Below are 12,510 nucleotides of genomic sequence, written 5' to 3'. Positions count from 1 at the left end.
AAAGAAAATCAGAAGTCGTGGAAGGAGCCTAGGCCGGGCAAGCAAAGAGAGCAAACGAGGTTTCTGCATAGGCTTGTGCTAATTTCTCACTTCGAAACACTAAAAATGGCGTATTGGCGCCTTATCAAGTGAGAACAAGGTACATGCGTAGGAAAATTCCCAGCACTACCGCCCTTGTCAGCTTTGAGGCGGCGGCCCGCCACGAGAGCTTTACCAAGGCGGCGCACGAGCTCTCCATCACACAAGGCGCGATCTGCCGACAGATCGCCAGCCTGGAGGAATTTTTAAGTGTCGAGCTGTTTCGGCGTTCGCGGCGCGGGGTAAAGCTGACGGAGGCGGGGCTGTCCTACAGCCGCAGAGTCGCAACGCAACTGGATGCCGTGGAGCGCGACACCCTGTCAGTGATGGGTCAGCAGGGCGCAAATACGATTGAGCTAGCGGTGGTACCCACGTTTGGTACGCAATGGTTAATTCCTCGTCTCAAGGATTTTCAACGCCAGCACCCAGAGGTAACGGTGAACCTCACCAACCGCACACGCCCCTTCCTGTTTGCAGATACCGAGTTCGATGCCGCGATTTACTTCGGTGATGCCGACTGGCCCGGCACCGAGTCCCACCGACTGATGGGAGAAAATCCTGTTCCCGTTTGCAGCCCCCGGCTGCTGGGCAAGCGCAAGCGCTTCACCTCCTCAGAGATCGCGCAACTGCCACTGCTGCAACAGACCACCCGCCCCTATGCCTGGCGCCAATGGTTCAACGCCCAACAGCTGAATATCCCACGCGACATGACAGGCCCACGTTACGAGCTATTCTCGATGCTGTCCCAGGCCGCCATGCATGACATGGGCATTGCGCTGATCCCGCCCTTCCTCATTCAGCGAGAACTGGACGAGCACCGACTGGTAATCGCAAGCCCCGAGGCACTGACCAGTTCGAAAGCTTATTACCTGATGATTCCTGACAGAAAAGTGGAATCAGCTTCGCTGCATGCGTTCAGGGACTGGCTTATCGATCAATCGAAGCGGTACAGCCCCTGCAATTAAAGGGCAAAGCCTTAATGCTGACCTTGTAGTCAATAAAATCTTGGCGCTACAGATATACGTATATGTCGCATTTAAGCAGACTGTACTTGTCTATCTAAAATACGGCTTAAAGCCATGAATCGCGTGGCTTGTAGCGACGCTCAATGGCCAATGCGCGACCATTCACATCAACAATGTAAAAAGTCGCTCTAAACCTTTGCGCGCCTTTAAAGGCCTGTATTTGAAGAGATTATTCCAAGTCGTTGCGACAATCGGTCACAGGGTGACTTGTAGTTAATTTTTCGTCACCCGTCATAATCCCTTGAAGGCCGTAAAGTTCGCCTGCAAAATGCCGCGCCCCGCTGTCATTTCAGCGGGATCGTGCTGATCGGCCGCCCCAGTTGTGCCACTCGCGGCGCACTGGCCTTTTTACAAAAAGATCAAAAGCAAAAAGATCATGCAGGAGATTTGACGTGCACATTGGTGTTCCTCTCGAAACCCAGACCGGTGAAACGCGGGTGGCTGCCACCCCGGAAACCATCAAGAAGCTGATCGGCCAGGGCCATAAGGTCACTGTACAAAGCGGAGCAGGCATTAAGGCCAGCGTCGTCGACAGTGCCTATGAAACAGCAGGCGCAACCATTGGCAGCGCCAACGATGCATTTGGCGCCGAGCTGATTCTCAAAGTGGTTGCTCCCAGCGACAGCGAATTGGCGCTGATCAAAAGCGGCACCGTGTTGGTGGGCATGCTCAATCCGTTCAGCAACGAAACCATTGCCAAGCTGGCCGAGCGCGGCATTACCGCCTTCGCTCTTGAAGCAGCCCCACGCACCTCGCGTGCCCAGAGCCTCGACGTGCTGTCCTCGCAAGCCAACATCGCCGGCTATAAAGCCGTGTTGCTCGCCGCTCATCACTATCCGCGCTTCATGCCGATGCTGATGACCGCCGCAGGTACCGTCAAAGCCGCTCGGGTGCTGATTCTAGGTGCGGGCGTCGCAGGCTTGCAGGCCATTGCCACGGCCAAACGCCTCGGTGCAGTGATCGAAGCGTCTGACGTACGCCCGGCGGTAAAAGAGCAGATCGAATCCCTCGGCGCCAAGTTTGTCGACGTACCTTACGAAACCGACGAAGAGCGCGAATGCGCCGTCGGCGTCGGCGGTTATGCACGCCCGATGCCCACAAGCTGGATGCAACGCCAGGCCCTTGCCGTGCACGAGCGCGCCAAGCAAGCCGATATCGTCATTACCACCGCCCTGATCCCAGGCCGCAAGGCACCCACCTTACTCAGCGCCGAGACAGTTGCGCAGATGAAACCCGGCTCGGTGGTCATTGACCTCGCGGCAGCCCAGGGCGGCAACTGCCCGCTGACCGTTGCCGACCAGGTGGTGGTGGAAAACGGCGTGATCATTTGTGGCCCGACCAACCTCGCCGGCGCTGTTGCCGCCGATGCGTCGGCCTTGTATGCGCGCAACCTGCTGGACTTCCTGAAGCTGGTCTTCACCAAGGAAGGGCAGTTTGAAATCAACCTCGAAGACGACATCGTCGCTGCGTGCCTGATGTGCCGCGACGGCCAAGTCATCCGCAAAAACGCCTAAGCAAGGATTCAGACGATGGAAGAGCTTATCTCCCCCGGTATCTACAACCTGATCATCTTTGTGCTGGCGATCTATGTCGGTTACCACGTGGTCTGGAACGTTACCCCCGCGCTGCACACGCCGCTGATGGCGGTAACCAACGCCATTTCGGCGATCGTAATCGTCGGCGCCATGCTCGCGGCCGCGCTTACAGTCACACCACTGGGCAAGACCATGGGCACCCTCGCCGTGGCGCTGGCGGCGGTCAACGTGTTCGGCGGCTTCCTGGTCACGCGCCGCATGCTTGAGATGTTCAAGAAGAAAGCCCCGAAAGTAAAAGAAGAGGCGCCATCGGCATGAGCATGAATCTGGTAACGACGCTCTACCTGATCGCGTCGATCTGTTTCATTCAGGCCCTTAAAGGCCTGTCGCACCCGACCACCTCGCGACGCGGCAACCTGTTCGGCATGCTCGGCATGGCGCTGGCAGTGCTCACCACCGTGGGCCTCATCTATAAGCTGGGCGCCGAGCTTGCGACGGCCGGCATCGGCTATGTGATCGTCGGCCTGCTGGTCGGCGGCACCGCTGGTTCGATCATGGCCAAGCGCGTTGAGATGACCAAGATGCCGGAGCTGGTGGCGTTCATGCACAGCATGATCGGCCTGGCCGCGGTGTTCATTGCAATTGCCGCCGTGGTTGAGCCGCAATCGCTGGGCATCGTCAAGCACCTGGGCGATGCGATTCCGGCGGGCAACCGTCTGGAGCTGTTCCTCGGTGCCGCCATCGGCGCCATAACCTTCTCCGGCTCGGTGATCGCCTTCGGCAAACTGTCGGGCAAGTACAAATTCCGCCTGTTCCAGGGCGCACCGGTACAGTTCGGCGGCCAGCACAAGCTGAACCTGGTATTGGGCCTCGCTACGCTGGGCCTGGGTTTGGCGTTCATGTTCACCGGCAACCTCACCGCCTTCGCGCTGATGCTGGCCCTGGCCTTCGTGCTGGGCGTACTCATCATCATCCCCATTGGCGGCGCCGATATGCCCGTGGTGGTGTCGATGCTTAACAGCTACTCCGGCTGGGCGGCGGCGGGTATCGGCTTCTCGCTGAACAACTCGATGCTAATCATCGCCGGTTCGCTCGTCGGCTCAAGCGGCGCGATCCTGTCGTACATCATGTGCAAGGCGATGAATCGTTCCTTCTTTAATGTACTGCTCGGCGGCTTCGGCAACGCGCCGGATACCAGTGCCGCTGCGGGTTCTAAAGAAGCGCGCCCGGTGAAGTCCGGCTCGGCCGACGATGCGACCTTTCTGCTGACCAACGCCGACACCGTGATCATCGTGCCAGGCTACGGCTTGGCGGTGGCGCGGGCGCAACACGCGCTGAAGGAATTGACCGAGAAACTGACCCACCACGGCGTCACCGTGAAATATGCGATCCACCCGGTGGCGGGCCGTATGCCTGGGCATATGAACGTGCTGCTCGCCGAGGCTGAAGTGCCTTACGACCAAGTGTTCGAGATGGAAGACATCAACTCTGAATTCGGCCAGGCCGACGTGGTGCTGGTGCTGGGCGCGAACGACGTGGTCAACCCGGCCGCGAAGAACGATCCGAACTCACCGATCGCCGGTATGCCGATCCTGGAAGCGTTCAAAGCCAAGACCATCATCGTCAACAAGCGCTCAATGGCCAGTGGTTACGCCGGCTTGGATAACGAGTTGTTCTACCTGGACAAGACCATGATGGTTTTCGGCGACGCCAAGAAGGTCATTGAAGACATGGTTAAAGCCGTCGACTAACACTGCTTCAGCGCAATACTCCAAACCCCGGCCTCACGTAGGCTGGGGTTTTTTATTGCTGCATGAAACCCGACCAAAGGCTCTAAATCGCTGCCTTGCATTCGACCATGGTAGCGGGCCGAATTTTTTTGAAATCACTACACTGCCCACCTTGCTTCCGTAGCCTGAGATAACCATTCATGTACCGTGATCGTATCCGCTTGCCTTCGCTGTTGAACAAGGTCATGAGCGCGGCAGACGCCGCCGCACTGATCGAGGACGGCATGACCGTCGGCATGAGCGGCTTCACCCGTGCCGGTGAAGCCAAGGCCGTTCCCCATGCCCTCGCCGAGCGCGCCAAGACCTCGCCACTGAAAATCACCTTGATGACCGGCGCCAGCCTGGGCAATGACCTGGATAAGCAACTGACCGAAGCCGGCGTGCTGTCCCGACGCATGCCGTTCCAGGTCGACAGCACATTGCGCAAGGCTATCAACGCCGGCGAGGTGATGTTTATCGACCAGCATTTGTCGGAAACCGTCGAACAACTGCGCAACAACCAGCTCAAGCTACCGGATATTGCCGTGATCGAAGCCGTGGCGATCACCGAGCAAGGGCATATCGTGCCAACCACCTCCGTCGGTAACTCGGCCAGCTTCGCGATCTTTGCCAAACAGGTGATCGTCGAGATCAACCTGGCGCACAACCCGAACCTGGAAGGGCTGCACGACATTTATATCCCGACCTATCGCCCAACCCGTACGCCGATCCCGCTGGTAAAGGTCGACGACCGCATCGGCAGCACCGCAATCCCAATCCCGCCGGAAAAGATCGTCGCCATCGTCATCACCAACCAGGCGGACTCCGCCTCGACCGTGACGCCCCCCGACAGTGACACCCAAGGAATCGCCAATCACCTGATCAACTTCCTCAAGCAGGAAGTCGACGCCGGGCGCATGACCAACAAGCTCGGGCCGCTGCAGGCCGGTATCGGCAACATTGCCAACGCGGTGATGTGCGGCTTGATCGACTCCCCCTTCCAAGACCTGACCATGTACTCGGAAGTACTGCAGGACTCCACGTTCGACCTGATCGACGCCGGCAAGCTGAGCTTCGCCTCGGGCAGTTCGATCACACTGTCGGAGCGGCGCAATGCCGACGTGTTCGGCAACCTGGAGCATTACAAGGACAAACTGGTACTGCGCCCGCAGGAGATCTCCAACCACCCTGAAGTGGTGCGTCGCTTGGGCATTATCGGCATCAATACCGCGTTGGAGTTCGACATCTACGGCAACGTCAATTCCACCCATGTCTGCGGCACGCGGATGATGAACGGCATTGGCGGCTCCGGTGACTTCGCGCGTAACGCGCACTTGGCGATTTTCGTCACCAAGTCGATTGCCAAGAGCGGCGCGATTTCCAGCGTGGTGCCGATGGTCAGTCATGTGGACCACACCGAACACGATGTAGACATCCTCGTCACCGAAGTAGGCCTGGCAGACTTGCGCGGCCTGGCGCCAAGAGAAAGGGCTCGGGTAATCATCGACAACTGCGTGCATCCCGCATACCGCGATGCGCTGAACAATTACTTCGAGGGCGCCTGCGCATTAGGCGGGCATACGCCGCACATCCTGCGCGAAGCGCTGAGTTGGCACATTAACCTGGAAGAAACCGGGCATATGCTCAAGGCTTGATTGATACAGAGCCGAGCTGATGCAAATACATTTTCATCAGCTCGGCTGCAACAGCCCCAACTCCTGAAAAAACTGTACTGCTGTACCGGTCATTTCCTACCGAATTATCCTACTCGCCTCGTTAAAAATGCCTATTTCGCACTATTTCAGTGCGGACAGGTACAGTTGCCCCATTTCCGTACAGTACAGCCCCTATAAACAGTTAACTGGCCCCTCACAATACAGGTGAACTGTATCTAGAGAGTCTTGCGCCGGAAGAGGATCATTGGCATCAGTTAAACCACTACCTAATCCCGCCACAAGCGGAAGGATGTCATCATGGAACGTACACTCAGTTCCGAACTGTTCTTCGAAGATAAAGCTGTAAACACCCAGGCTTCCCTGCCTCTGCGCGTTCTTGCCAACCTGATGCTGTGGCAGCGCCGCATCTCCAGCCGCCATCAGTTGGCTCGCCTGGATTCGCGTCTGCTGGCTGACGCCGGTATCAGCGAAGCTCAACGCTACGAAGAGCTGAGCAAGCCGTTCTGGCGCTAATTGGCGCCCGCTGGCCCTGACCCACCGGGTCCACTGCCAGCACTGATTTGTCAAAACAAAGCCCGCCCCGGGTAACCGGAGGCGGGCTTTGTTGTTCTCGGCGAGTGCAATTTCGAGCCAATAAATCAGCGACACAGGTACAGTTATATGCTTATTAAATACCATAGGTACAGTTATTAAGGCTGCATAACAACCTATCCGAACCGATAAACCACAGCCTAATATCCAACCAGCACGTGGCGAGCCTTTGCGCCACCTTCACTGCTCATTTACAGGAGTCACCCCATGCCCGTTCTTCGCCTGCTCAGCGCTGCTGCCTTGTTGGCCCTGGCTTTCAATGCCAACGCGACCAGCTTCATCGTGACCACCGATTCCATCGTCGGCGCACTGAAGGCTACGTCCGACGCCACTTCCGATGCGACTTCCTCCCTGCGTGACAACAAAGTCGTGCGCGCCGCGCGTGACGACGCGGCCAGCTTTGTCGCCAGTGAAGGCGCCATTCGTGGCGTGAAGCTGGAAAGCGCCCTTGCGCAAATCCGTCAACAAGCGCCACAACTGAACACCGCGACCGACGCACAATTGGCCCAGGCCATTCTGGCCATCTGAGCCCCAGCGCGTAAAAGGGAGCGCCAACGGCTCCCGAATGCCTTGGCGCTGGCTCTCGCCCGGGCATTGCGCTAGCCTTGGCGCTCGTTTTCAGTTGTCGAGTCCCATGGCTTTTTCATACCGACTGTTCATTGTCCCTGTGTTGTTTTCTGCCTGCTGGTCACCTTGGGTTTCGGCCTTTGACGTGACCCTCCAGAGCACCGTCGCGAGCGCGTATGCCACCAGCAAGGTGACCTCCGCGCCCTTCGACAAAAAAGTAATCGTTGCCGCACGGGATGACGCTGCCGCATTCATTGCTACCGACGGCCAATGGCGAGGAGCACGGCTGGAGTCGGCGCTGGATTACCTGCGCCGAACCCAACCAAAACTTCATGTCAGCGACCTTGAACTGGCGCAGGCAATTCTCGTCCAATAACCATCTCTGTATTTCCCTCTTTGTAACTGGAGTAATTCCATGCGTAGCCCGCTGATCGCCGCCGCCCTCGGCCTGCTGTTGTTGGCCGACGTTGCCCAGGCGCAGACCCTGGTGGCCACCAGTAACATCATTGTTCGCGCGTCTGGCCGCACCATTGATTTCACCTCGGACACCACCACGTCCATCCGCGATTCCAAAGTCGTGCGTGAAGCTCACGATGATGCGGCCAGCTTCGTCGCCAGCAATGGTGAAATCCGTGGCGCTCAGTTGGAAGCCGCCTTTGACACCTTGCGCACCCGCCTGCCGGAAGCCCGTGACGCCAGTGACCAGACCCTCGCCGAAGCTATTCTCGCTCTGTGAGGCGCCTTGTCGCCTGGCTCCTGGCCGGGATTGTGCTGCTGTGTGCCGGCGCAGCCCAGGCCAGCCTGCAACTGCGGCTCAAGACAGAAGGCTTGAGCCCGGCCCAACAACAGGCCAGCCAGGCATTGCTCGATGAAGCGATGCGCTCATTGCCGCCGCGCTTTGTCGAGCAGTTGGACCGCCGTATCGATGTCGGCTGGACCGACAAAATGCCCGAAAACGCCTACGGCCAGGCTTCGCTGGTGTCCGAACTGGACCTGAACCGCAACCTGCTCGACAGCTTGACCGATGGCAGCGCCGCCACCCAGAAGACCAATCGCCCCCACGGCACCGTGCGCCGGGAAATGCTCGCCACCGTGCTGCATGAACTGACCCACATCTATGACCGTGCGCGCCTGTGGTCTCCCGACGAACGCAGACTGATCCAGCGTTGCGCTCGACAAAACAACATCACCGGCCTGATTGGCCTGCCCGATCAATGCCGTGGCCAGAACGACCGCCGCTTTACCCTCAGCGATGACCCGCGCCTGCTGGACCTCGCGGGCTGGCCACAATATGTCGGCCGTCGCGGCGAGCGCGAGCAGCACAACCGCCAGGTCGTGCGCAGCCCGGATATCTACGAAACCACCAGCCCGCTGGAGTTCGTCGCGGTCAACATGGAGTACTTCCTCCTCGACGCGAGCTACGCCTGTCGGCGTCCGGCGCTGTTCCGCTATTACCAGCAGCACTTCGGCTGGGCCCCGCCGACGCAGGACGCCTGCGCCAAGGCCTACCCATTCCTCAATGCCGGCAACGATTTCGCCAAGACACCGCTGGGCCACGTGGACCCGGAGCGGGTCTACGAGATCGACTACCTGCTGGCCGAAGCCAACCAGAATCTGGTCAGCCGCTGGGGCCACAGCATGTTGCGCCTGGTGATCTGCGCCCCAGGCCGCCCGCGCGGGCCGGATTGCCGGCTCGACCTGGACCAGCATTTGGTATTGTCCTACCGCGCATTTGTCGGTGACGTACAACTGTCGAGTTGGGACGGCCTGGTGGGCAAGTACCCGTCACGCCTGTTCGTGTTGCCGTTGGCCCAGGTGATCGACGAATACACCAAGACTGAACTGCGCGGCCTGGCCTCCGTACCGCTGAAACTGTCGCGCCAGGAAATCACCGACACCGTCGAGCACGCCGCCGAAATGCACTGGAGCTACGACGGTAATTACTACTTCCTGTCCAACAACTGCGCGGTCGAAAGCCTGAAACTGTTACGCAGCGGCAGCGCCAATCCGCAACTGACCGGCTTGGACAACATCACCCCCAACGGCCTGCTCGAAGTCCTGCAAGCCCGTGGCCTGGCCGATACCAGCGTGCTGAATGACAAACGTGAAGCGCTGCGCCTGGGTTATCACTTCGACTCCTTCCGCGAGCGCTACCAGGCGATGTTCGAAGTACTGCGCAAGCATTTGCCGATCGAACAGGCCCAGGTTGAAGACTGGTTAGCCTTGAGCGCGGCGCAACGCCGCCAATGGTTCGACCAGGCAGACCTGCGCACCAGCGCCGCGTTGCTGCTGCTGGAACAAGCCAGCTTTCGTAAACAGTTGATGCTGGCCCAGGACGAAGTCAAACAACGCTACCTCGGCGCCCGCGAGCTGAAAAACGGCGGCATGGAGAAGGCCAATGCCACCCTGCAACAGATCCTCGCCAACAGCGGCTTTCTCAGCCGCCCAGCGGAATTGCTGGGCAGCGGCGGCTATGGCCTGCCGCAGCCATCGGAAGCCAAGCGCCTGGAATCGGAAAGCGCCGAACGCCAGAAGCAGCTGCAATCGCTGACCGGCGAGCTGGATAAAGAGGTGAGGGCGCTGCTGGACCCTTCCCGCGCCGCCGAGATTGCCGCGTGCGAGGCCAACCTCAGGCAGCTCGGTGAACACCTGCGGTCGCTGCACAAAGCGGCCGGCGGCCTCGAACTGCCCTGAAATACCCGAGATAGATACACTCCAAATGTGGGAGGGTGCTTGCCCCCACATTTGACCGATGTATTCCTGTAGACCGTGCATCCGCCTCCCCTCACCTGTTTGGCCAGCGAAAGCTGGCTGAAAGCTTTCGCGTCTAGGATCACCCCCACTGTCGGCAACAAGACCGGCTGTTAACAACAACAATGGTGATTCCCGATGTCCGCCCGTAACCGCCTGCTCGCCCCGACTCCACCCGTACGTCTAGAGCCTTTCGTTCTGCGCTGAACCTGAACCGGTTCGCCATTCCCTAGCCGCACTACGCCTGGAGTACTCCTATGCTGACTTTCCTTGGCTTTGCCATGGTCATCACGTTCATGTTCCTGATCATGACCAAGCGCCTGTCCGCGCTGATCGCCCTGATCATCGTGCCGATCCTGTTCGCGCTGTTCGGTGGTTTCGCGCCGAAGATCGGCCCGATGATGCTCGAAGGCATCACCAAGCTCGCGCCAACCGGCGTGATGCTGATGTTCGCCATCCTCTACTTTGCCCTGATGATCGACTCCGGCCTGTTCGACCCGGCCGTGCGCAAGATCCTCAAGATGGTCAAGGGCGACCCGCTGAAGGTATCGGTCGGTACCGCCGTACTGGCCCTGGTGGTGTCCCTCGACGGTGACGGCGCCACCACCTACATGATCTGCGTAGCCGCCATGTTGCCGCTGTATCAGCGCATCGGCATGAGCCCGCGAATCATGGCCGGCCTGATCATTCTCGCCGGTGGCGTGATGAACATGACCCCCTGGGGCGGCCCGACCGCCCGTGCCGCCAGTGCGCTGCATGTGGACCCTTCGGATATTTTCGTACCGATGATCCCGGCCATGGCCGCGGGCGTCGTGGCAATCCTGGTGATCGCCTATATGTACGGCAAACGTGAACGGGCGCGTCTGGGTGAGTTGCACCTACAGGGCGACGAGATCGATCACAGCGAAATCAGCGTGTCGCAATTCCCTGACGCGCGCCGTCCGAAGCTGATCTGGTTCAACGGCGCCCTGACCCTCGCCCTGATGTGCACCCTGATCGCCGGCCTGTTGCCGCTGCCGGTGCTGTTCATGGTGGCGTTCAGTATCGCGATGATCGTCAACTACCCATGCCTGCAACAGCAGAAAGACCGCGTCGCCGCCCATGCCGGCAGCGTTTTGGCGGTGGTGGGGCTGATCTTCGCCGCCGGTATCTTCACCGGCATTTTGTCGGGCACCGGCATGGTCGATGCCATGTCCAAGAGCCTGCTGGCGGTCATCCCTGAAGCCCTGGGCCCGTACCTCGCGGTGATCACAGCGCTGGTGAGCATGCCGTTCACCTTCTTCATGTCCAACGACGCGTTCTACTACGGTGTGTTGCCGGTGCTCGCCGAGGCCGCCAGCCACTACGGTATCACCGCTGTAGAAATGGCCCGCGCCTCCATCGTTGGCCAGCCTGTGCACTTGCTCAGCCCGCTGGTACCGTCGACCTACCTGCTGGTGGCCCTGGCCGGTATCGAATTTGGCGATCACCAGCGCTTCACCTTGAAGTGGGCAGTACTGGTATGCCTGTGCATAATGTTCGCCGCATTGCTGATGGGGATTTTTCCGCTGTTCAGCACTCTATAATCGTACAACCCAACTGCGCCGGCCCTACGCCGGTGCGGTCTAACACACGCTCAAAGGAATACACATGGAATGGCTGACCAATCCGGAAATCTGGATTGCCTTCTTCACCCTGACGGCTCTCGAGATCGTCCTGGGCATCGATAACATCATCATGATTTCGATCCTGGTCAGCCGCATGCCCAAGCATATGCAGGCGCGCACCCGGATCTTCGGCCTGGCACTGGCCATGGTCACGCGCATTCTGTTGCTGCTGTCGATCACCTGGGTCATGCGACTGACCGCCGACCTGTTTGTGGTGTTTGGCCAAGGCATTTCCGGGCGCGACCTGATCCTGTTCTTCGGTGGTCTGTTCCTGCTGTGGAAGAGCTCACAAGAGATGTACCACGCGCTGGAAGGTGAAGACGAAACCCACGACGAGCCTAAAGGCGCCGGTGGCAAGTTCATCTACACCATCATCCAGATCGCGATCATTGACATCGTGTTCTCCCTGGACTCGGTGATTACTGCCGTGGGTATGGTTTCCCACGTACCGGTCATGGTTGCCGCGATCGTCGTCGCCGTACTGGTGATGATGCTGGCCGCCGGCACCATCAGCGAATTCATCGATAAACACCCGTCGTTGAAGATGCTGGCGCTGTCGTTCCTGCTGGTGGTGGGTACCGTGCTGATCGCTGAATCGTTCGATGTGCACGTGCCAAAAGGCTACGTCTACTTCGCCATGGCGTTCTCGCTGGCGGTCGAAGCGGTGAACATCAAAATGCGTACCGCCATCGCGAAAAAGAAGAAGCAGCAGGATCCAGTGAAACTGCGCAAGGACATTCCGGGTCAATAAATTTGACCCGCTGTTGAAAAAAGGGGCTTAAAAGCCCCTTTTTTCTGCGCATTCGGGACACGAAGCATCCCTGGCGGCATCCCCAGGCAGAGCGTGAGGCATCGGCCTTCATGACAGTTTT

The 12,510-nt window shown here is 59.1% G+C and carries 12 protein-coding genes; all 12 read left to right on the top strand.

The annotated features are described in order from the left end of the window. Window positions 1–143 precede the first annotated feature (143 nt). Window positions 144–1,043: a LysR family transcriptional regulator gene (locus tag AB4O25_RS19160; RefSeq protein WP_017530609.1), complete on the top strand. Its 900-nt coding sequence runs from the start codon at window positions 144–146 to the stop codon at window positions 1,041–1,043. Window positions 1,044–1,495: 452 nt separating this feature from the next. Beyond that, on the top strand, window positions 1,496–2,617 hold the full coding sequence (locus AB4O25_RS19155; RefSeq protein WP_010207879.1) for a Re/Si-specific NAD(P)(+) transhydrogenase subunit alpha: 1,122 nt from the start codon (window positions 1,496–1,498) through the stop codon (window positions 2,615–2,617). A 15-nt stretch (window positions 2,618–2,632) separates the two neighbouring features. Continuing rightward, window positions 2,633–2,956: an NAD(P) transhydrogenase subunit alpha part 2 gene (locus AB4O25_RS19150; protein WP_017530608.1), complete on the top strand. Its 324-nt coding sequence runs from the start codon at window positions 2,633–2,635 to the stop codon at window positions 2,954–2,956. Then, a complete protein-coding gene (locus tag AB4O25_RS19145) occupies window positions 2,953–4,389 on the top strand; it encodes an NAD(P)(+) transhydrogenase (Re/Si-specific) subunit beta (protein ID WP_017530607.1) in 1,437 nt (478 codons plus the stop codon). The genes AB4O25_RS19150 and AB4O25_RS19145 overlap by 4 nt, the downstream gene beginning before the upstream one ends. A 179-nt stretch (window positions 4,390–4,568) precedes the next feature. Further along, a complete protein-coding gene (locus tag AB4O25_RS19140; RefSeq protein WP_017530606.1) occupies window positions 4,569–6,062 on the top strand; it encodes an acetyl-CoA hydrolase/transferase family protein in 1,494 nt (497 codons plus the stop codon). A gap of 318 nt (window positions 6,063–6,380) precedes the next feature. After that, on the top strand, window positions 6,381–6,596 hold the full coding sequence (locus tag AB4O25_RS19135) for a DUF1127 domain-containing protein (protein ID WP_008081135.1): 216 nt from the start codon (window positions 6,381–6,383) through the stop codon (window positions 6,594–6,596). A 285-nt stretch (window positions 6,597–6,881) separates the two neighbouring features. After that, window positions 6,882–7,202, top strand: coding sequence for a DUF2388 domain-containing protein (locus AB4O25_RS19130; RefSeq protein ID WP_017530605.1), 321 nt, complete (start codon window positions 6,882–6,884; stop codon window positions 7,200–7,202). A 106-nt stretch (window positions 7,203–7,308) separates the two neighbouring features. Beyond that, window positions 7,309–7,617, top strand: coding sequence for a DUF2388 domain-containing protein (locus tag AB4O25_RS19125; protein WP_065879174.1), 309 nt, complete (start codon window positions 7,309–7,311; stop codon window positions 7,615–7,617). Between the two features lie 39 nt (window positions 7,618–7,656). Continuing rightward, a complete protein-coding gene (locus tag AB4O25_RS19120; RefSeq protein WP_065879175.1) occupies window positions 7,657–7,977 on the top strand; it encodes a DUF2388 domain-containing protein in 321 nt (106 codons plus the stop codon). Further along, entirely contained in the window at window positions 7,974–9,935 is a 1,962-nt protein-coding gene (locus AB4O25_RS19115; RefSeq protein WP_017530602.1) for a DUF7844 domain-containing protein, read from the top strand. Before AB4O25_RS19120 ends, AB4O25_RS19115 begins: the two co-directional genes overlap by 4 nt. Window positions 9,936–10,249: 314 nt before the next feature. Continuing rightward, window positions 10,250–11,557 (top strand): CitMHS family transporter, encoded by a 1,308-nt coding sequence (locus AB4O25_RS19110; RefSeq protein WP_017530601.1) that lies wholly within the window; start codon window positions 10,250–10,252, stop codon window positions 11,555–11,557. Window positions 11,558–11,621: 64 nt separating this feature from the next. Then, window positions 11,622–12,389 carry a TerC family protein gene (locus AB4O25_RS19105; RefSeq protein WP_017530600.1) on the top strand — a complete coding sequence of 256 codons (768 nt, stop codon included), beginning with the start codon at window positions 11,622–11,624 and terminating at the stop codon, window positions 12,387–12,389. Window positions 12,390–12,510 lie beyond the last annotated feature (121 nt).

The sequence above is a fragment of the Pseudomonas sp. S3_A03 genome, assembly GCF_054668275.1.
The sequence above is the reverse complement of the archived record's forward strand: the minus strand, read 5'-3'. Positions and strand labels throughout refer to the sequence as shown.